The sequence below is a fragment of the Streptomyces sp. NPDC127119 genome (genome assembly GCF_042677425.1).
In the GTDB taxonomy this organism is placed as follows: domain Bacteria; phylum Actinomycetota; class Actinomycetes; order Streptomycetales; family Streptomycetaceae; genus Streptomyces.
In genome coordinates, this window is sequence record NZ_JBHXTO010000051.1 from 35,145 (window position 1) to 54,898 (window position 19,754).

At 72.0% G+C, this 19,754-nt stretch carries 15 protein-coding genes and 1 pseudogene; 13 read left to right on the plus strand and 3 right to left on the minus strand.

Features of this window, described 5'->3' with window-relative positions; genetic code table 11:
* Positions 1-160: 160 nt before the first annotated feature.
* A complete protein-coding gene (locus ACFVH5_RS22210; RefSeq protein WP_385835335.1) occupies positions 161-574 on the minus strand; it encodes a pyridoxamine 5'-phosphate oxidase family protein in 414 nt (137 codons plus the stop codon).
* Between the two features lie 145 nt (positions 575-719).
* On the opposite strand from ACFVH5_RS22210, the pseudogene clpB reads away from it, so the two are divergent.
* Together clpB and ACFVH5_RS22220 are read left to right on the plus strand one after the other, a co-directional pair.
* Positions 720-3,305, plus strand: a pseudogene (gene clpB / locus ACFVH5_RS22215) (ATP-dependent chaperone ClpB); the annotation flags it as partial.
* A 174-nt stretch (positions 3,306-3,479) separates the two neighbouring features.
* A complete protein-coding gene (locus ACFVH5_RS22220; RefSeq protein WP_385835336.1) occupies positions 3,480-4,007 on the plus strand; it encodes a YbjN domain-containing protein in 528 nt (175 codons plus the stop codon).
* Between the two features lie 23 nt (positions 4,008-4,030).
* Here ACFVH5_RS22220 and ACFVH5_RS22225 read toward each other — a convergent pair whose 3' ends face one another.
* Positions 4,031-5,227 (minus strand): hypothetical protein, encoded by a 1,197-nt coding sequence (locus tag ACFVH5_RS22225; protein ID WP_385835338.1) that lies wholly within the window; start codon positions 5,225-5,227, stop codon positions 4,031-4,033.
* A 479-nt stretch (positions 5,228-5,706) separates the two neighbouring features.
* On the opposite strand from ACFVH5_RS22225, the gene ACFVH5_RS22230 reads away from it, so the two are divergent.
* Positions 5,707-6,606 carry a hypothetical protein gene (locus ACFVH5_RS22230; RefSeq protein WP_385835339.1) on the plus strand — a complete coding sequence of 300 codons (900 nt, stop codon included), beginning with the start codon at positions 5,707-5,709 and terminating at the stop codon, positions 6,604-6,606.
* A 23-nt stretch (positions 6,607-6,629) separates the two neighbouring features.
* Here the strand turns inward: ACFVH5_RS22230 and ACFVH5_RS22235 are convergent, their stop codons facing one another.
* The gene (locus tag ACFVH5_RS22235; protein WP_385835340.1) at positions 6,630-7,850 is read right to left on the minus strand and encodes a pyridoxal phosphate-dependent aminotransferase; all 1,221 of its coding nucleotides are present in this window, start codon (positions 7,848-7,850) and stop codon (positions 6,630-6,632) included.
* A gap of 896 nt (positions 7,851-8,746) precedes the next feature.
* Between ACFVH5_RS22235 and ACFVH5_RS22240 the strand changes: the two genes are divergently transcribed.
* From ACFVH5_RS22240 to kynU, 10 genes are all read left to right on the plus strand, one after another.
* Positions 8,747-9,265 carry a DUF2617 family protein gene (locus ACFVH5_RS22240; protein ID WP_385835341.1) on the plus strand — a complete coding sequence of 173 codons (519 nt, stop codon included), beginning with the start codon at positions 8,747-8,749 and terminating at the stop codon, positions 9,263-9,265.
* Between the two features lie 142 nt (positions 9,266-9,407).
* Positions 9,408-11,021, plus strand: coding sequence for a polyamine aminopropyltransferase (locus ACFVH5_RS22245; protein WP_385835342.1), 1,614 nt, complete (start codon positions 9,408-9,410; stop codon positions 11,019-11,021).
* Between the two features lie 89 nt (positions 11,022-11,110).
* The gene (locus ACFVH5_RS22250; RefSeq protein WP_385835343.1) at positions 11,111-11,884 is read left to right on the plus strand and encodes an SRPBCC domain-containing protein; all 774 of its coding nucleotides are present in this window, start codon (positions 11,111-11,113) and stop codon (positions 11,882-11,884) included.
* A 452-nt stretch (positions 11,885-12,336) separates the two neighbouring features.
* Complete coding sequence (locus ACFVH5_RS22255; RefSeq protein WP_384805846.1) at positions 12,337-13,128, plus strand: aldose 1-epimerase; 792 nt, start codon at positions 12,337-12,339, stop codon at positions 13,126-13,128.
* Positions 13,129-13,138: 10 nt separating this feature from the next.
* Positions 13,139-13,690 carry an orotate phosphoribosyltransferase gene (gene pyrE / locus ACFVH5_RS22260; RefSeq protein WP_385835345.1) on the plus strand — a complete coding sequence of 184 codons (552 nt, stop codon included), beginning with the start codon at positions 13,139-13,141 and terminating at the stop codon, positions 13,688-13,690.
* A gap of 132 nt (positions 13,691-13,822) precedes the next feature.
* Positions 13,823-14,845, plus strand: coding sequence for a class II fructose-bisphosphate aldolase (fbaA, locus tag ACFVH5_RS22265; protein ID WP_384805842.1), 1,023 nt, complete (start codon positions 13,823-13,825; stop codon positions 14,843-14,845).
* Positions 14,846-15,033: 188 nt separating this feature from the next.
* Positions 15,034-16,491, plus strand: a complete 1,458-nt coding sequence (locus ACFVH5_RS22270; protein WP_385835349.1) for an MFS transporter — start codon at positions 15,034-15,036, stop codon at positions 16,489-16,491.
* A 354-nt stretch (positions 16,492-16,845) separates the two neighbouring features.
* Entirely contained in the window at positions 16,846-17,259 is a 414-nt protein-coding gene (locus ACFVH5_RS22275) for a DUF3151 domain-containing protein (protein WP_107018089.1), read from the plus strand.
* A gap of 167 nt (positions 17,260-17,426) precedes the next feature.
* The gene (locus tag ACFVH5_RS22280; protein ID WP_385835346.1) at positions 17,427-18,275 is read left to right on the plus strand and encodes a tryptophan 2,3-dioxygenase family protein; all 849 of its coding nucleotides are present in this window, start codon (positions 17,427-17,429) and stop codon (positions 18,273-18,275) included.
* Positions 18,268-19,524 (plus strand): kynureninase, encoded by a 1,257-nt coding sequence (kynU, locus tag ACFVH5_RS22285; protein ID WP_385835347.1) that lies wholly within the window; start codon positions 18,268-18,270, stop codon positions 19,522-19,524. The genes ACFVH5_RS22280 and kynU overlap by 8 nt, the downstream gene beginning before the upstream one ends.
* Positions 19,525-19,754: the final 230 nt, after the last annotated feature.

A 19,754-nucleotide genomic window follows, 5' to 3' on the forward strand; every position in this document is an offset into this window, starting at 1 on the left:
GTCACCTGAACACGGTGACGCCGCTGCAGTTTTCAGGCAAGTTCCGGCAGACATGTTTCAGCAGGCATGCTTCATGCCTTCCCCGGGGCTCCACAAGGGTGAAAACCGGCCTAGTGCCGCGACCGCGCCCCCATGTGTCCTCCGCACGCCCTCCGTGCCGTCAGCAGTTGCCCATCCCGGCCGTCAGGGCGATCTCGATGACCACCCGGGCCGGATTGGGCGACGGCGTCCTGGTGTAGCGCTCGGCGTAGCGGCGCTCGGCCTCCGCGACCCGCTCCGGGTCGCCGGACACCGTCGCGCGCCCCTCCAGCGTCGCCCACCGCCGTCCCTCCAGCTGGCAGACGGCGACCTGCATCCCGTCGGGCCCCGCGGCCAGCACGTTGCGTACTTTCTTGCTGGACTTGGAGGCGATGACCCGAGCCAGACCGGCCTCGGGATCGTATGTGACGCCGACGGGCACCACATGCGGGGTGCCGTCGGGACGGAAGGTGCTCAGGGTGCAGACGTGGCGTTCCCGCCAGAAGGCGAGATAGGAGTCGCCGGGATCGCGCGGGTTCACGGGGTACGAGGCCATGGACCGGAACCTAGCCCGTTGAGGGCGCTGAGTCCCCCCGAGCCCCCTTGAGTGGAATAGACTCAACTTTGTGTACGTTGGTTGGGTCAGCCAACACCGCACGAGTTACGAGCGTGAGTACGAGCACGAGGAGGAGAACGCGAACGTGGACGCCGAGCTGACCAACAGGAGCCGGGACGCCATCAACGCGGCCAGCAGCAGGGCCGTGTCCGAAGGTCACCCCGACCTCACCCCCGCGCACCTGCTGCTCGCGCTGCTGGCCGGGCAGGAGAACGAGAACATCATCGACCTGCTGGCCGCGGTCGAGGCCGACCAGGCCGCCGTACGGGCCGGCGCCGAGCGCGTCCTCGCCGCGCTGCCCAGTGTGACCGGCTCCACCGTCGCCCCGCCGCAGCCCAACCGCGAGCTGCTGGCGGTCATCACCGACGCGAGCGAGCGGGCCAAGGAGCTGGGGGACGAGTACCTCTCCACCGAGCACATGCTGATCGCGATCGCCGCCAAGGGCGGCCAGGTCGGCGACATACTCTCCCAGCAGGGGGCCAGCGCCAAGAAGCTGCTGGACGCGTTCGAGAAGAGCAGGGGAGGGCGCCGGGTGACCACCCCGGATCCCGAGGGCCAGTACAAGGCACTCGAAAAGTTCGGTACCGACTTCACCGCCGCGGCCCGGGACGGCAAGCTCGACCCGGTCATCGGCCGCGACCAGGAGATCCGCCGCGTCGTACAGGTCCTGTCGCGGCGCACCAAGAACAACCCCGTCCTCATCGGGGAGCCCGGCGTCGGCAAGACCGCCGTGGTGGAGGGCCTCGCCCAGCGGATCGTCAAGGGCGATGTGCCCGAGTCCCTCAAGAACAAGCGGCTCGTCTCGCTCGACCTGGGCGCGATGGTCGCGGGCGCCAAGTACCGCGGCGAGTTCGAGGAGCGGCTCAAGACCGTCCTCGCGGAGATCAAGGACTCCGACGGCCAGATCATCACCTTCATCGACGAGCTGCACACCGTCGTCGGCGCGGGCGCGGGCGGCGATTCCGCCATGGACGCCGGCAACATGCTGAAGCCCATGCTCGCCCGCGGCGAGCTGCGCATGGTCGGCGCCACCACGCTGGACGAGTACCGCGAGCGCATCGAGAAGGACCCGGCGCTGGAGCGGCGCTTCCAGCAGGTGCTGGTCGCCGAGCCGAGCGTCGAGGACACCATCGCCATCCTGCGCGGCCTCAAGGGCCGGTACGAGGCCCACCACAAGGTGGTGATCGCGGACAGCGCGCTCGTCGCCGCCGCGACCCTCTCCGACCGGTACATCACCTCCCGCTTCCTGCCCGACAAGGCCATCGACCTCGTCGACGAGTCCGCGTCCCGGCTGCGGATGGAGATCGACTCCTCGCCCGTCGAGATCGACGAGCTCCAGCGGGTCGTCGACCGGCTGCGCATGGAGGAGCTGGCCCTTGAGAGGGAGACCGACGCGGCCTCCAAGCAGCGCTTGGAGAAGCTGCGCCGCGACCTCGCCGACAAGGAGGAGGAACTGCGCGGCCTCACCGCCCGCTGGGAGAAGGAGAAGCAGTCCCTCAACCGCGTCGGTGAACTGAAGGAGCGGCTCGACGGGCTGCGCGGCCAGGCCGAGCGGGCCCAGCGCGACGGCGACTTCGACACCGCCTCCAAGCTGCTCTACGGCGAGATCCCCACCCTGGAGAGGGACCTGGAGGAGGCCTCCGAGGCCGAGGTGGAGGCCGCCAAGGGCACGATGGTGAAGGAGGAGGTCGGCCCCGACGACATCGCGGACGTGGTCGGCGCCTGGACCGGCATCCCCGCCGGCCGCCTCCTGGAGGGCGAGACGCAGAAACTGCTGCGCATGGAGGAGGAGCTGGGCCGCCGCCTGATCGGCCAGAGCGAGGCCGTACAGGCCGTCTCCGACGCCGTACGCCGTACGCGCGCCGGGATCGCCGACCCGGACCGGCCCACCGGTTCGTTCCTCTTCCTCGGTCCCACCGGTGTCGGCAAGACCGAGCTGGCCAAGGCCCTCGCGGACTTCCTCTTCGACGACGAGCGGGCCATGATCCGCATCGACATGTCGGAGTACGGCGAGAAGCACAGCGTGGCCCGCCTCGTCGGCGCGCCTCCCGGCTACATCGGCTACGAGGAGGGCGGCCAGCTCACCGAGGCGGTGCGCAGGCGCCCGTACAGCGTCGTGCTCCTGGACGAGGTGGAGAAGGCGCACCCGGAGGTCTTCGACGTCCTGCTCCAGGTCCTGGACGACGGCCGTCTCACCGACGGGCAGGGCCGGACGGTCGACTTCCGCAACACCATCCTGGTCCTCACCTCGAACCTGGGCAGCCATTTCCTGGTCGACCCCGTCACGAGCGAGCAGCAGAAGAAGGAACAGGTCATGGAGGTGGTGAGGGCTTCTTTCAAGCCGGAGTTCCTCAACCGGCTCGACGACCTGGTGGTCTTCTCGGCGCTGAACAGGACGGAACTGGAACGCATCGCCAAGCTCCAGGTCGGCCGGCTCGCGAAGCGGCTCGCCGAGCGCCGGCTCACCCTGGAGATCACCGACGAGGCGCTGGCCTGGCTCGCGGACGAGGGCAACGACCCGGCGTACGGGGCCCGGCCGCTGCGCCGGCTCGTCCAGACCGCCATCGGTGACCGGCTGGCCAAGGAGATCCTCTCCGGCGAGGTCAAGGACGGCGACACGGTCCGCGTGGACGCCTTCGGCGACGGCCTGATCGTCGGACCCGCGACGGGACCCGTGACGGTCGCCACGGAGGGCCCGGCGAGCGGTCCTGCGGACGGACCCGCGAGCGGCCCGGCGCTGGGCAAAACGCTCTGAGCGGAATTCCGTCACCGGCGGGGGCGGGGGTTGCGGGCCCCCGCCCCGCATGGGGGAGGATGGCGGAATCCGTACGAAGGGAAAATCACGGTGAGCATCGACCCGTCCTCGATTCCGAACTTCGGGGGCCAGCCAGAGCCGAACCCCGGCGGACCGGCGGGCCCCGTCGTCCCGGATCAGGACCTTGTGAAGCAGCTCCTGGACCAGATGGAGCTGAAGTATGTCGTCGACGACGAGGGAGACCTCGCGGCGCCGTGGGAGCAGTTCCGTACGTACTTCATGTTCCGCGGTGAGGACGACCAGCAGGTCTTCTCGGTGCGGACGTTCTACGACCGGCCGCACCAGATCGACGAGAAGCACCAGATCCTCGAATCGATCGACGACTGGAACCGGCGCACGCTGTGGCCCAAGGTCTACAGCCACACGCACGACGACGGCACCGTCCGCCTCATCGGCGAGGCGCAGATGCTGATCGGCACGGGCGTCAGCCTGGAGCACTTCGTGTCGTCGACGGTCAGCTGGGTGCGGGCCGCCATCGAGTTCGACAAGTGGCTCGTCGAGCAGCTCGGCCTGGAGCAGGAGATCGACGAGGCCGAGAAGCCCGAAGAGGACGAGTAGTCCGCACGGAGGCCGTCCTCACCTCAGAGCGGCTTGTGGGCCAGTACGACCAGATACGCCCCGTACGCGAACGAGAGCCCGGCCAGGGCGCCGACCACCAGGGTCGCGTGCCACGGCCGGGCTCTCGCCGTCCGCACCAGCGCGCACGCGAGGGGCAGCAGCAGCGGGAACGCCGGCAGCAGGAACCGCGGCTTGCACTCGAAGAACCCGGCGCCGCCCGCCGCCACGAACATGAGTACGCCCGCGTAGACCAGCAGCGGCAGGGGAGCGCGGTCCGCGAGCAGCAGCCCGTACATCAGCAGGGCCGCCGCGACGATCACCATCGACATCGGGAAGACGAGCAGGTCGCCCTCCAGCAGCAGATGCCGTACGAAGCGCAGCGCGTCCAGGCCGAAGTCGAAGCGTGAGCCCCACAGCCGCTGCACCTCGAAGTACCCGCCGAGCGGATCGCCCTGCCGCCGCCCCACCCACAGCACGTACGCCAGCCAGCCGAGCGGGGCGAGCGCCGCGCCCGTCCACAGCCTGTGGGTAACTTTTCCGCGCCGCCGGTACAGCTCGTACGCCGCCGCCGCGAGGACCGCCGCGGCGACCGCGAACCCGTTCGGCCGGGCCAGCCCCGCGCCCACCGCGAGGGCGCCCGCCCAGACCCACCGGCCGGTGAGGACGGCGTACAGCGACCAGGCCGCGAAGGCGGTCAGGACCGGCTCCGTGTACGCCATCGACAGCACGACCGAGTGCGGCAGCAGGGCCCACAGGAGGACGAGGGCGGTGGCGACGGCCCGGTCGTGCAGCCGGGCCCCGATCGCGTAGATCCCGCAGGCGGCGACCCCGGCGGCCGTCCAGGACACCAGCAGCCCGGCGGCGGGCCCGCTGAGCGGGGTGATCTCCATGACGGCCCGCAGCAGCCCCGGATAGAGCGGGAAGAACGCCAGGTCGCTGTGGACGACGTCGGGGTGGAACCGCAGGCTGCGCCCGTAGCCGTCCCCGGCGATCCGCAGATACCAGATGGAGTCCCAGGACCGCCCGAGCAGCAGTACGGGATGCTCGCCGACCGCCCACGCGGCCAGGGCCACGGCCGCGGCACCCAGCAGCCGGGCCGCCACGAACAGCCCGAGAGCGGTGCCCATCGTGGCGGCGAGAACGGGCCGGGACCGCGCCGGACGCGGGGTCCCGGCGGGTGGCGTGACGGTGGGGGGCGCGAGGGTACGGGCGAGGGTCACATCCGAAACATTGAAGGCAATCCACACCATTTGCGAGCAACGCGCGGCCGGGCGGGTCCGGTTCACCCCGTTTTTCCCCAGGCGCGGCGCGCCTGCGTGACAACCTCCCCATGCGCCGGACGGCGAGGCGGCGGGCCGGCTGCGCACCTCGCGGTGAGCACGCGCGTCACACGGATCGAGCGGGTGTCCGGGGCGCGGGCGGCCGGGCCCCGGTCGCCGTCCGTTTCGCGGGTGCACCGTGCCCTTGTCCGCGAGGGTCCGGCAAGCCACTGACCTCCCCAAAGAACCGGGGGAAAGAACTACCCGCCCACCCGCCCTCCCTGCGCGGGAAGCCCGCGTCACCCGTCCGAGTGACCGGCTTGCAGCAGCGAGATCCGGGCGGCTACGTTCGCCGCGACAACCGCAAACAGATACGGCCCCCGGCCGGGACTGGCATCCCGAACGAGGGCCTGACCAACTAGGAAGAACCAACCTTCCCGATGGCTGATTCGCAGTCTAACGCGCGCCCGCGCGCCGACGCCGGAGCTCCGACTTCCGGCGTGATCCGTGTACGCACCCGCCTCACCGCCGACTTCACCGTCCTCGCCAACGCCCTCGCCCAGCGACGCGGCAGCGCGGTCACGATCGGCGTCGCGGCGTACATCTCCTCCCTGCCCGACGGTTCCCCCGTGACGATCACCGCCCTGTGCGAGCACTTCAGCGAGGGCGAGATCCTGATCTCGCGAGCGCTCAGGGAACTCGAATCGGCCGGATACCTGGAACGCCGCCGCGAGCGGACGCCCACCGGACAGGTCCGTACCCGCACGTACTTCTACGACGTCCCCGGCGGCGGCGTACCGAATCCGGACGGGCCTACTGAGCCGCCCAGGCCACCCCGGCCCCGGAAGCGAGGCCCTGTCGCGGAGGCGGTTCCGCCCGCGCGAGAAGCGGTGCAGGAGACAGCACGGCCGCAGGTGTACGCCGAGCCCGAGCCACCGGCCCCGCTCGCCGACACCGACATCGACCCTCGAGCTGTTGCCGTACTTGCCGCTCTGCGCGGGATCGACCCCCGCCTCGTGCTGTCCGAGCAGGAGGCCGCCCGGCTCGCCCCGGCCGTCACCGAGTGGCTCGCGGCAGGCCTTCTGCCCACACACATCACGGACCACCTCACCGCCCGGCTCCCCGACACCTTCCTGACCCGCCCGGCCGGCCTCCTCGCCTACCGGCTCAAGGAGACCCCGCTCGCCCCGCCCGTACGGGTCGGAAGCCCGGAGTCCCCTGTACGTCCGGCGGTCGTACCCCTCCGGAACTGCGACGGCTGCGACCGGGGCTTCCGCGCGCCGCAACCGGGCCGTTGCCGGGACTGCCGCTCCCAAGCCCCATTTCGTGCGGCCGGCTGAGCCGATGGCCTGGTGTGCGGCCCTCAGCCCGCGAGCGTCTTGAGGCGGCTCACCGCTTCCTCCAGGACCGATGTCTGCTTGCAGAACGCGAACCTGACGAAGGGTGCCCCGGCGTCCCGGTGGTCGTAGAAGACCGCGTTCGGGATGGCGACGACACCGGCCCGCTCGGGGAGGGCGCGGCAGAAGGCGAAGCCGTCGCTCTCGCCGAGCGGCCGGATGTCGGTGGTGACGAAGTACGTCCCGGCGGGTGTGAAGACCCCGAAGCCCGCCTCCGCGAGCCCCGCGCTCAGCAGGTCCCGCTTGGCCAGCATGTCCGCGCGGAACGCGTCGAAGTACGTGTCGGGCAGCGCCAGCGCCTCGGCTACCGCGTACTGGAAGGGCCCCGAGGCCACGTACGTGAGGAACTGCTTCGCCGACCGGACCGCCGTCACCAGTTCGGGTGAGGCGGTCACCCAGCCGACCTTCCAGCCGGTGAACGAGAACGTCTTGCCCGCCGACCCGATGCTGACCGTGCGCCCGCGCATCCCGGGCAGGGTCGCGAGCGGTACGTGCTCGGCCTCGTCGAAGACCAGGTGCTCGTACACCTCGTCGGTGACGACCAGCAGATCCCGCTCGACGGCCAGCTCGGCGATCGCGGTCAGCTCCTCGCGGGTGAGGACCGTGCCGGTCGGGTTGTGCGGGGTGTTGATCAGCAGCAGCCGGGTGTTGTCCGTGACCGCGTCGCGCAGCTCGTCGAGGTCCAGCCGGAACCGCCGCCGCACGACCCCGTCGTCCCCGGTCTCCTCGTGCGGCCTCAGGGTGACCGGCACGCGTGTACCGCCCGCCATCGCGATGCAGGCCGCGTACGAGTCGTAGTACGGCTCCAGCGCGATCACCTCGTCGCCGGGCTCCAGCAGGGCGAGCAGGGTGGCCGCGATGGCCTCGGTCGCGCCCGCCGTGACGAGGACCTCGGTGGCGGGGTCGTACGTCAGGCCGTACCGGCGCTCCTGGTGCGCGGCGATCGCCGTACGCAGCTCGGGGACGCCGGGCCCCGGCGGGTACTGGTTCCCGCGCCCGTCGCGCAGCGCCCGCACGGCCGCCTCCCGGATCTCCTCGGGGCCGTCCGTGTCGGGAAAGCCCTGCCCGAGATTGATCGAGCCGGTACTCAGGGCGAGGGCCGACATCTCGGCGAAGATCGTGGTGCCGAACTCGGCGAGACGGCGGTTGAGGAGGGGGCGGCGTGCACTGGAGGTCATGACGGCCATCCTGCGCTCAACCTCTGGAGTTGCTCAACTCTGCTTTGGTCCGTGAGACGAGAGGGCATCCCCCTCCCACGCGAGACGCACACCCGGGTGTGCGGCCGGAATCGCAGCAGCAGTCACAGCAGCAGTCACAGCAAGGATCACGGCAGGAAACAGGCAGCAGACAGACGAGAAGCAGAGCCCACGGGGGGCCGCTTCGGGGGAACGGAAGGAGGGTGGCGCCATGGTCTTCGGCATCATCCTGGCGTTGTTCGTCGTGGGGTTCGTGGTGGTCATGGTCGTGCGGAGCGCATCCGGCGGCCGGGGTCGCGGTCGTGGCCGGGGGCGTTCGCGCCGCGGCAGCGGTAGCGGTAGCGCCAGCTGGTGGGCTGGCGGGGCGGCGGGCGGGGGCGACGGTGGCTCCTCCTGTTCGTCGGGCTCTTCGGGTCATCACTCCTCGTGCGGCGGGGGGTCGTCCTGCGGCGGCGGCTCGTCCTGCGGGGGTGGCGGCGGAGGCGGATGCGGCGGAGGCAGCTGACACGGGGCAGCCGAGCTCCGGGCGGAGGCCGGGCCGCGGGTGGCGGCCCGGATCCGCGCGACCGCGTCCGGTCGTATGAGCGCCCTTCGGGAGACATCTCCCGAAGGGCGCTTCGTCGTTGTGGGGGCGTGAAGCATTTTGCGAGCCCCCCAGGGGCGCACTTTCTGGTTGAACAGTTGAGCTGTGGAGCCCTCGGGGGGATGGAAACCCTACGAAGTTGGGTAAAAACGCTGTGGCGGACGCGCCGTTCATGATTCCCTCGTATCGCCGACGCAGACCCTGGAACCACCTTCTGACCTGGCCGACCGGGCCCGGATCACCGCCCGGCGCCGACCGGGGTGCGACGGACCGACCCCACCCTTGCGTGCAGCGGAGCCGACCCATGCTCACGACCCTCAACACCGCCTACACCGACACGCGCGCGGCCGATCTCGCCTGGGCACTCGGACGCGAGCCGCTGCCCGCGCTCGCCACCCTCGACATCGAACTCGCGGACGCGAAACTGCAGTTGAGGCTGCTGGGCGCGTCCCACCAGGTGCTCCTCGAGGAGGACCGGGGCACGTGTTCGGAGACCGTGGCCTGTATCGCGGGCAGCAGTTCACCGCTGCCGCTCGGCGTCGCCAAGCGGGCGGGCGACTGGGAGTACGAGTTCGCCGCGCGCGTGGAGACGCTGTCGCGTGGCTCCTTCGCCGGCCGGGCGCAGGAGTTGCTCGCCCTCGTCGCCGACCATCCGAACGGACTGGCGGGGGTCTTCCCCGGCAGCCCGCACGCCTTCACCGCGATGCTCGCGCAGCGCCACGGGGGCCAGGTGCACTGGCGCACCTGGCACGCGTACCCCCAGGAGGGCCAACTGGTCGCCACCCGCACGAAGGTGGGGGTACGCGTGCCCGCACCCCTCTAAGGCACGTCCTGGGCAGGTTCGGGGCGGGCTCCGGGTGCGTCCGGGGAGGGGGTCCCGAAACGGTCAAAGTATGCGCGGGCGACGGTATTTACACACGTGTGGGTGACAGGACGCAGTGAAACCGTGACGTAGCGTTCCCTGAATGATCGAGCCGCACGCGCCCGCCCCACCCGGTACGGCCCCGCCGCCCCGCCGCGGCGCGGGCCAGGCGCGTCTGCCGGTCAGGCCCGCCACAGGCCGGTTCCTCGTCCTCGCCGGCGTGTTCGTCTGCGCGGCCTGTGGACTGGTGTACGAACTGGAACTGGTCGCCCTCGCCTCGTACTTGATCAGCGACTCCATCACCCAGGCCTCCGTCGTCCTGTCCGTGATGGTCTTCGCGATGGGCATCGGCTCGCTCCTCGCCAAACGGCTGCGCTGTCGCGCCGCGGCCGGATTCGGCGCCGTGGAGGCCCTGCTCGCCCTCGTCGGCGGCTGCAGCGCGATGGCCCTGTACGCCGTCTTCGCCTGGACGGGTGACTGGGGCGGCGCCTGGGCGAACGGCTCCAGCTACCTCCTCGTCGGCTTCTCCCTCGCCATCGGGCTGCTCATCGGCGCCGAGGTGCCCCTGCTGATGGAACTGATCCAGCGCGTGCGCAGGCAGGACGCGGGCGGGGCCGTCGCCGATCTGTTCGCCGCGGACTACGTGGGCGCGCTGGCCGGCGGACTCGCGTTCCCGTTCCTGCTGCTGCCCCTGCTCGGCCAGTTGACCGCGACGCTGATCACCGGGACGGTCAACGCGATCGCCGGCGCCGCGCTCGTGCTGGGCCTGTTCCGGCAGGACCTCACCCGGCGCGTCCGCTGGCTGCTCGTCGTCGCCAACCTCCTCGTCCTCGCGCTGCTCGCCTCGGCCGCCGTCCTCGTCGACGACTTCGAACGGTCCGCGCGCCACGCGATGTACGGCCGGGACGTCCGGGTGGCGATGCACACCGACGTCCAGGACGTCGTCCTCACCGGCGGCGCCGACGGCAGCCGGCTCGACCTCTATCTCGACGGCCGGCTGCGGGTCAGCGGCAGCGACGAGCGCCGCTACCACGAGGCCCTCGTGCACCCCGCGATGAACGGTCCCCACGCGCGCGTGCTCGTCCTCGGCGGCGGCGACGGGCTCGCCGTGCGCGAGGTGCTGCGACACCGCGGCGTACGGCGGGTCGACGTCGTCGAACTCGACACACAGTTCGTGGAGTTGGCGCGCACCGATCCGGCGCTGTCCGCGCTGAACGACCACGCGTACGGGGATCCGCGGGTACGGGTCGTCGCCGCGGACGCGTTCGGGTGGCTGCGGCAGGCCCCGCGGGACGCGTACGACGTGGTCGTCTCCGATCTGCCCGACCCCGAGGACACGTCCAGTACGAAGCTGTACTCGCAGGAGTTCTACGGGCTGGCCCGCGAGGTGCTCAGCGCCGGCGGGCGGCTCGTCGTGCACGCGGGACCCGTGGCGGCACGGCCGCGCGCGTTCTGGACGGTCGACGCGACGGTACGGGCGGCGGGGCTGCGGACGGTGCCGTACTCGGTGGGTGGCCGTGACTCCGAGGTGACGGACGGGTCGCGGGTTCCGCACGACTGGGGGTTCGTGCTCGCGTCGCGCGCCCGTCCGCAGCTGCGGACGGCGGCGGGGGCGCCGGGCGTGCGGTCCCTCCAGGCGGGCGTCCGGGCGGCGGCGCGCACCCGGCTGGGGGGCCTGCCGCCCTCGACGCTGGTGCACCCGAGATACGCCGACTGAGGTGCCGTACGCGTCCGTCTGCGGCGGATCCGGGGGAATCCCCGCATGTACGGGTGCGGTGCCGGTGGCGCTGGGTAGGCTCGGCCGACATGGAGCATGAGGTGTTCGTTCCGGTTCCCGTCGAGCGTCTGCGCGAGGCTCTCGCCGATCCCACGCGGGTGGCGCGGGCGCTGCCCGGTCTCCAGCAGGACGCGGGGACGGCGCCCGTCTCCGGCCGCCTGAAGGTACGGATCGGCGGGCACTCCATCACGTACCGGGGGACCCTCGGTGTGTCCCCGCGGGACGACGGCTCGTACGCCGTCGAGGCCGATGCGACGGAGGCGCGGGGGACGGGGACGGTGAAGCTCGCGCTCACGCTGGCCGTGCTGCCGGCCGAAGGGGGCTCGACGCTCACCTTCGCCGGGACGGCCTCGGCGGACGGGCGTATCGCCGATCTGCCGGCGGACGAGGTGGCGTCGGCGACGACGCGCCTGCTGAACCGGTTCGCGGAACACTTGGCGCCTGAGCCGGAGCCCGAACCGGAGCCTGCGGAGGCGTCCGTCGAGCCCGAGCCCGGCCCCGAGGCGATTGAGGAGCCCCACTCCTCGCACGTGCCGTTCGCCGAGGGCGACTTCGTCGGAGGCTTCGAGGACGACGGGACCCTGCCGCCGGGGGCGCCGGCCGAGGCCGCGCATGCGCGGCGCACGATGATCGGCCGCAGCGCGGAGGAGGTCGACCACGCGCCGCCGCGGGGGCGGTACGCGCCCGTGCCGGCGCCCGAGTCCGCGGGCGGCAGCGCGGTCCTCCGCTGGGCCGCGCCCGCGGCGGCGCTGGCGCTGGCCTCGGCGATCGTGGTGGGCCGGGCACTCCGCAAACGCCACTGACCGCTGGGCCGCGGGGTTGAACGGTTCTGCCTGCGGCCGGCTCATGGCGCGCGGTGCGTTCTTCGCCTGCGGGCGGGTGGGGGTCGCCCGCGCAGTTCCCCGCGCCCCTGACGGGGCCCGACCACGGACGACCCGCAGCGGACAGGCCCCGCCAAGGGGCGCGAGGAACTGCGCGCCCAGCCACGCACGGCCCGCAGCCGACAGACGCCAGGTCCCCCCCGGGGCGCGGGGAACTGCGCGCCCAGCCACGCACGGTCTGCGGCCGATGGACGGCAGGTGCCCCCCCCCAGGGGCGCGAGGAACTGCGCGCTCAGCCACGGGTGGTCTGCAGTCGGCATGGTGGGCGCGGTGGGTGTTTTGTCTGCGGGCAGTGGGGGTGGGCCGCGCGGTTCCCCGCGCCCCTGCGGGGCCCTGGGGCCCGTATCCCGGGGTGCACCCCGTAGGGTCGTCGCGTGAGTAACGAAGACATCACGCTGACCGCCGGCGACGCGCAAGCGACCGTGCAGCCGGGCAACGGCGGACGGATCGGCGGACTGAAGGTCGACGGCGTCGAACTGCTGCGCCAGGGCGACAAGTTCGGCTGCTTCCCCATGGTCCCGTGGTGCGGCCGCACCAGGGACGGCCGCTTCCTGAACGGTGCCATCCCCCACCAACTGCCTCTCAACTCCCCACCCCACGCCATCCACGGCACCGCCCGTGACGCCGCCTGGCGCATCGCCCGCAAGAGCGCAGACGAAGCCGTCATCACGTACGACCTCGTCGACCCCTGGCCGTACGCCGGCCGTGTCACCCAGGTCGTCAAGCTGACCGGGGACTCCCTGACGCTCACCATGTCGGTGGAGACGTACGGGGATTCGTTCCCGGCGCAGATCGGCTGGCATCCCTGGTTCAACCGCACCCTCGGCGGCGGCGAGGGCGTGCGCGTCGACTTCGATGCCGACTGGCAGGAGGAGCGCGGCGACGACCATCTGCCGACCGGCCGCCGGATCGACCCGCGGCCCAGCCCCTGGGACGACTGCTTCGGGATGCCCGACGGCGTCGACGTCACCCTCACCTGGCCGGGACAGCTGGAGCTGAACGTGGCCGGCCGCGAGCAGTGGGTCGTCGTGTACGACGAGCAGGAGGCCGCGGTGTGCGTGGAGCCGCAGACCGGGCCGCCCAACGGCCTGAACACCCTGCCGCGCCTGGTCACCCCCATCGACCCCCTGGAAGCCGCCACCACCTGGACCTGGCGCCGCCTCTAAGCTGACCCGCATGAGCGACGACGTACGCGGCGAGTTGCTGCAGCAGATCAAGGACAAGGCCGTGGTGCACGGCAAGGTGACCCTCTCCTCCGGGATCGAGGCCGACTACTACGTCGACCTGCGCCGGGTCACCCTGGACGGCGAGGCCGCCCCGCTGGTCGGTCAGGTGCTCCTCGACCTGACGGCGGACCTGGACTTCGACGCGGTCGGCGGCCTCACCATGGGCGCCGACCCGGTGGCCACGGCCCTGCTGCACGCCGCAGCCGCGCGCGGCCGGCGCGTCGACGCCTTCGTCGTCCGCAAGGAGGCGAAGGCGCACGGCCTGCAGCGCAGGGTCGAGGGCCCGGACATCGCGGGCCGCCGCGTGCTCGTCGTGGAGGACACCTCGACGACCGGCGGCTCCCCGCTCGCCGCCGTCGAGGCGGTGCGCGAGGCCGGCGCGGAGGTCGTCGGTGTGGCGACCATCGTCGACCGCGCCACCGGCGCCGCGGAGAAGATCCGGGAAGCCGCCGGTGTCCCCTACCTCTTCGCGTACTCCAAGGACGAGCTCGGCCTCGCCTGAGCGAGTACCGAGCGAGCACCGAGCGAGGCCGGAGCATCCGGTCATGTCTGGAAAGATGGGGCCGACGATGACGTCGCCCCCTAGGTCAGGGTTCTCAGCAGAACGCCACCCGCACATACAAGGAGCGGACAGATGCCCATCGCAACCCCCGAGGTCTACAACGAGATGCTCGACCGGGCGAAGGCAGGCAAGTTCGCCTACCCGGCCATCAATGTGACCTCGACGCAGACCCTGCACGCTGCGCTCCGCGGCTTCGCGGAGGCCGAGAGCGACGGCATCATCCAGATCTCCACGGGCGGTGCGGAGTTCCTGGGCGGCCAGCACAAGAAGGACATGGTCACCGGCGCGGTGGCGCTGGCCGAGTTCGCGCACATCGTCGCCGCGAAGTACGACGTCACGGTCGCCCTGCACACGGACCACTGCCCGAAGGACAAGCTCGACGGGTACGTACGTCCGCTGATCGCGGTCTCCGAGGAGCGCGTCAAGGCCGGCCGCAACCCGCTGTTCCAGTCGCACATGTGGGACGGCTCCGCGGAGACCCTCGACGACAACCTGGCCATCGCGCAGGAGCTGCTGGCCCGCGCCGCCGCCGCGAAGATCATCCTTGAGGTGGAGATCACCCCGACCGGTGGTGAGGAGGACGGCGTCACGCACGAGATCAACGACTCCCTCTACACCACGGTCGACGACGCGTTCCGTACGGTCGAGGCCCTGGGCCTGGGCGAGAAGGGCCGCTACCTGCTGGCCGCGTCCTTCGGCAACGTGCACGGCGTCTACAAGCCGGGCAACGTCGTTCTGCGCCCCGAGCTCCTCAAGGAGCTGAACGAGGGCGTGGCGGCGAAGTACAACAAGCCGTCCCCGTTCGACTTCGTCTTCCACGGCGGCTCCGGCTCCTCGGAGGAGGAGATCCGCACGGCCCTGGAGAACGGCGTCGTGAAGATGAACATCGACACGGACACCCAGTACGCGTTCACGCGCCCGGTCGCGGACCACATGTTCCGCAACTACGACGGCGTCCTGAAGGTCGACGGCGAGGTCGGCAACAAGAAGACGTACGACCCCCGCACCTGGGGCAAGCTCGCCGAGGGCTCGATGGCCGCGCGCGTCACCCAGGCCTGCGGCAACCTGCGCTCCACCGGCACGAAGATCAAGTAGCCGAGCGGGAAAGTAGCCGAGCGGGAAAGTACGCGCACTCCGTACAGCGGGGCCCGGTTGTCCACAGGGACGGCCGGGCCCCGCCGTCTGTCCGTATGATCCGGAACATGGCTGACCCGACGCCCCCGTCCCAGGAGTCCCCTTCCCCGGTCCCTTCCCCGGTCCCGTCTCCGTCCCCGGCCGTCCGGATGTCCTCCTCCACGGGCAAGTGGATCCTGCTGACCACGGTCCTCGGTTCCAGCATGGCGATGCTCGACTCGACCGTGGTGAACGTGGCGCTGCCGACCATCGGCCGCGACCTCGACGCCGACCTGGCCGGTCTCCAGTGGACCGTCAACGCCTACATGCTGACCCTCGCGGGACTCATCCTCCTGGGCGGCGCCCTCGGCGACCGCTTCGGACGGCGGAAGGTGTTCGTCGTCGGCGTGGTGTGGTTCGCGGCGGCCTCCCTGCTGTGCGGGCTCGCACCGAACGCGAGCGTGCTCGTCGCCGCCCGCGCGCTCCAGGGCGTCGGCGGGGCGCTGCTCACCCCCGGCTCGCTGGCCCTCATCCAGGCGTCGTTCCACCCGGAGGACCGGGCGCGGGCCGTCGGTCTGTGGTCCGGTTTCGGCGGCATCGGCGCGGCGGTCGGCCCCTTCCTGGGCGGCTGGCTGGTGGACGGCCCCGGCTGGCGCTGGGTGTTCCTGCTGAACGTCCCGCTGGCTCTGCTGTGCGCCCCGATCGCCCTGAGACACGTACCGGAGTCGAAGGACGACCGGGTCCACGGGCGCGGCTTCGACGTGCTCGGCGCGGCCCTCGGTGCGTTGTCGCTGGCCCTGGTGACGTACGCCCTCATCGAGGCGCCCGGCGGTTCGGTGCCCGTCGTGGCGTTGACGGCGGCGGCCGGTGTCGCGGCGGGCGTCGCCTTCGTGGCCGTGGAGAAGCGGCGGCCCGACCCGATGATGCCGCTCGACATCTTCGCGTCCCGCCAGTTCACGGCGGTCAACCTCGTCACCCTGTGCGTGTACGCGGCCTTCGGCGGGTTCTTCTTCCTCTCCGCGGTCCAGCTCCAGGTCGTGGCCGGTTACTCGGCGCTCGGCGCCGGTACGGCGCTGCTGCCGACGACGGTCCTCATGCTGCTGCTGTCGGCCCGCTCGGGCGAGCTGGCCCAGCGCATCGGCCCGCGCATCCCGCTCACCGTCGGCCCGCTGCTGTGCGCGACCGGGATGCTGCTGATGCTGAGAGTGGGCGAGGACGCCTCGTACGCGGCCGACGTGCTGCCCGCCGTCCTGGTGCTCGGCACCGGCATGGTGACGCTGGTGGCGCCCCTCACCGCGACCGTGCTGGCCTCCGTGGACACCGGCAGGGCGGGGCTCGCCAGCGGCATCAACAACGCGGCGGCCCGCGCCGCGGGTCTCGTCGCGGTGGCCGCGCTGCCGCTGCTGGCCGGGATGGGCGAGGAGGCGTACCGGTCGGCGGACGCCTTCGACGACGCGTTCCGGCGGGCCATGCCCCTGTGCGCGGGCATCCTGGTGGTGGGCGCGGTGATCGCCTTCGCGACCGTGCGCAAGCCCCCGCCGGGCTGTCTGCGGCCGGAATGCCTCACGCACGGCAGCGTGACGGCTCCGCCGCTGGAGCCGAACCAGTCGCGGGGACGGCTGGAGTAGCCCGCCCGCCCTCTCTCCATCCCCGCACCGGTCGACGGGTCGGATGACCGGCGCCCGTCGACGGGACCAGGGAGCGGGCCGTGCCGGTACGTAGAAAGTCCGCCGCGTAGGGCTCCCGCGGAAAAGCCCGACCCTCCAACTGAGAGCCGTATGCACGGGGGCGGCGGACTCGACGTACCGGCACGGCCCGCTCCCACCCCGACGCACCCGTGGTCCATCCCTGGCCCATCCCCAGCCCGTCCCGGGCTCACCCCCGGGCCCGGCGGACCCGAGTGCCTGCTCGTGCACCTTTTCGGCCGGGGGAACCCCACCCGTGGCGCCCACGGCGGTCGCGGATAGCGCAAACTGGAACCCATGGCCATTCACGAGAACCTCCTCGGGGGACCGCCCCCGACCCACCTGCCCGACGACCCGGAGCCGCGCGAGCTCCTCGCGAACGGCACGGCGCCCGCCGATGTCGCCGCGAAGTACCCGACCTCCTCGCTCGCCTGGGCGCAGCTGGCCGACGAGGCCTTCGAGCGCGGCAGTGTCGTCGAGTCGTACGCGTACGCCCGTACCGGCTACCACCGCGGCCTCGACTCCCTGCGCCGCGGCGGCTGGAAGGGCCACGGCCCGGTGCCGTGGGAGCACGAGCCGAACCGCGGCTTCCTGCGCGCCCTGCACGGTCTCGCCCGCGCCGCCCAGGCGATCGGCGAGCAGGCGGAGTACGAGCGCTGCGCGCAGTTCCTGAAGGACTCCTCCCCGGCGGCGGCCCAGACCCTGGGCTAGTCCCACGAGCCCTCCACGGGCCGCGTACGCGCAGGTCCGCCTGGTGTGACCAGGCGGACCTTGCGGTTTCGGGGCACGATTGTGGAGGATGCCCGTTGGGGACCGGGGCCCCCGTGTCGGAATTCGGCAGGGGCGGACCGCTACCCGGAGTACAGCAGGAGACAGCGATGTCCCAACAGGCTCAGCCCCACGCAGTGGCTTCGGAGCCCGAGACCCCGCATCTCGACTTCCAGGGAACGACGCCGTACGAGGACTACGTGCAGGCGGACGTTCTCACCCACCTCCAGCACACCCTCTCCGACGACCCCGGAGAGATGGTCTTCCTGGTGACGACCCAGGTCATGGAGCTGTGGTTCACCGTCATCGTGCACGAGTGGGAGACCGCGGCGAAGGCGCTGCGCGAGGACCGCGTACCGGTCGCGGTGGCCGCCCTGAAGCGTTCGGTACGGGAGCTGGAGGCGCTGAACGCCTCCTGGAAGCCGCTCGGCCAGCTCACTCCGGCCCAGTTCAACTCGTACCGCAGCGCCCTCGGTGAGGGTTCCGGATTCCAGTCGGCGATGTACCGGCGGATGGAGTTCCTGCTCGGCGACAAGTCCGCGTCCATGCTCGTACCGCACCGGGGCGCGCCCCGCGTGCACGCCGAGCTGGAGAAGGCCCTGCACGAGCCGAGCCTGTACGACGAGGTCCTGCGGCTCCTCTCCCGGCGCGGCCACGCGATACCGACCTCAATCGTCCAGCGGGACGTCTCCGGCCGCTACGAGCCCTCGCCCGAGGTCGAAGCCGTCTGGACGGACCTCTACGCGGGCGACGAGAGCTCCGAACTCGCCCGGCTCGGCGAGGCGTTGACCGACGTCGCCGAACTGGTCTGGCGCTGGCGCAACGACCACCTGGTCGCCACCCGCCGCGCGATGGGCTCCAAGACGGGCACCGGCGGCTCGGCGGGCGTGGCCTGGCTGGAGAAGCGGGCCCGCAAGAACGTGTTCCCCGAGCTGTGGACGGCACGGTCCCATGTCTGAGCCGTACGCGGACTTCGACGGCAAGCCGCTCGCGGACAGGGCGGCGGCGCTGGACTCAGCCGACGAACTGGCCGAGGTGCGCGCGCGGTTCGTCCTGGACGACACGGTGTACCTGGACGGGAACTCGCTCGGCGCGCTGCCGCGCTCGGTGCCCGGCCGGGTCGAGGACGTCGTGCGCAGACAGTGGGGTTCGCTGCGGATCAGGTCCTGGGACGAGAGCGGCTGGTGGACCGCGCCGGAACGGATCGGCGACCGGATCGCTCCGCTGGTGGGCGCGGCGCCGGGCCAGATCGTCGTGGGCGACTCGACGAGCGTGAACGTGTTCAAGGCGGTCGTGGGCGCGGTGCGCCTGGCCGGCGGGGGCACGGAAGGGCTGGAGGAGGGGGCCGGCGTCCGGGCGGCGGCAGGCGTCCGGGACGAGATCCTCGTCGACGCGACGACGTTCCCCACGGACGGGTACATCGCCGCGTCGGCGGCCCGGCTCACGGGCTGCACGCTGCGCCCGGTGGCGCCCGAGGAGGTCCCGGACGCCCTGAGCGGCCGGACGGCCGCGGTGCTCCTGAACCACGTCGACTACCGCACGGGCCGCCTGCACGACCTGCCCGCGCTGACGGCCGCGATCCGCGAGGCGGGTGCCGTCTCGATCTGGGACCTCTGCCACAGCGCGGGCGCCCTGCCGGTCGGCCTGGACGAACACGGTGTGGACCTGGCGGTCGGCTGCACCTACAAGTACCTGAACGGCGGCCCGGGTTCACCGGCGTACCTCTACGTCCGCCGGGAGCACCAGGCCCGCTTCGACTCCCCGCTGCCGGGCTGGAACTCCCACGCCGACCCCTTCGGCATGACGCCGGACCACGTCCCGGCCTCCGGCGCGCTGCGCGGGCGGGTCGGCACGCCGGACATCCTCTCCATGCTCGCCCTGGAGGCGGCCCTTGAGGTCTGGGACGACGTCTCGATCGAGGCGGTCCGGGCCAAGTCCCTCGCCCTGACGGACTTCTTCCTGGAGTGCGTGGCCGCGTACGTGCCCGGGGGCGCGGTGGAGTCGGTGACCCCGGCCGGCCACGGGGAGCGGGGGAGCCAGGTCGCGCTGCGGTGCGCGGATGCGGGTGGGGTGATGCGGCGGCTGATCGAGCGGGGTGTGATCGGTGACTTCCGTGAACCCGACATCCTGCGCTTCGGCTTCACGCCGTTGTATGTGGGGTTCGGGGACGTGGAGAGGGCGGCGGGGGTCCTGGGCGGGCTGTTCTGACGGCCGCCGGAGGGTGGGCAGGCGTTTTTCGCCCCCGCCGCCCCCGAACCCCCGGTCCTCAAACGCCGGACGGGCTGGAGGCATCCTTCAGCCCGTCCGGCGTTTGAGGACACAGTGACGGGACGGGTAGGGGCGGCGGGGGCGAGAAAACCCCCTACGCCACGAACACCCCACCCCGAGCGGCGGCAACCGCCGCCGCCGCGGCCCGCTCCCCGGCGCTCTCGTCCGGT

Bases quoted from the DNA above. Each gene is read 5' to 3' on its own strand.
- fbaA (WP_384805842.1), top strand. From the start codon at position 13,823: ATGCCCATCGCAACCCCCGAGGTCTACAACGAGATGCTCGACCGGGCG.
- ACFVH5_RS22245 (WP_385835342.1), top strand. From the start codon at position 9,408: ATGATCGAGCCGCACGCGCCCGCCCCACCCGGTACGGCCCCGCCGCCC.
- ACFVH5_RS22275 (WP_107018089.1), top strand. From the start codon at position 16,846: ATGGCCATTCACGAGAACCTCCTCGGGGGACCGCCCCCGACCCACCTG.
- ACFVH5_RS22210 (WP_385835335.1), bottom strand. From the start codon at position 574: ATGGCCTCGTACCCCGTGAACCCGCGCGATCCCGGCGACTCCTATCTC.
- ACFVH5_RS22230 (WP_385835339.1), top strand. From the start codon at position 5,707: ATGGCTGATTCGCAGTCTAACGCGCGCCCGCGCGCCGACGCCGGAGCT.
- kynU (WP_385835347.1), top strand. From the start codon at position 18,268: ATGTCTGAGCCGTACGCGGACTTCGACGGCAAGCCGCTCGCGGACAGG.
- ACFVH5_RS22280 (WP_385835346.1), top strand. From the start codon at position 17,427: ATGTCCCAACAGGCTCAGCCCCACGCAGTGGCTTCGGAGCCCGAGACC.
- pyrE (WP_385835345.1), top strand. From the start codon at position 13,139: ATGAGCGACGACGTACGCGGCGAGTTGCTGCAGCAGATCAAGGACAAG.
- ACFVH5_RS22235 (WP_385835340.1), bottom strand. From the start codon at position 7,850: ATGGCCGTCATGACCTCCAGTGCACGCCGCCCCCTCCTCAACCGCCGT.
- ACFVH5_RS22250 (WP_385835343.1), top strand. From the start codon at position 11,111: ATGGAGCATGAGGTGTTCGTTCCGGTTCCCGTCGAGCGTCTGCGCGAG.
- ACFVH5_RS22240 (WP_385835341.1), top strand. From the start codon at position 8,747: ATGCTCACGACCCTCAACACCGCCTACACCGACACGCGCGCGGCCGAT.
- ACFVH5_RS22270 (WP_385835349.1), top strand. From the start codon at position 15,034: ATGTCCTCCTCCACGGGCAAGTGGATCCTGCTGACCACGGTCCTCGGT.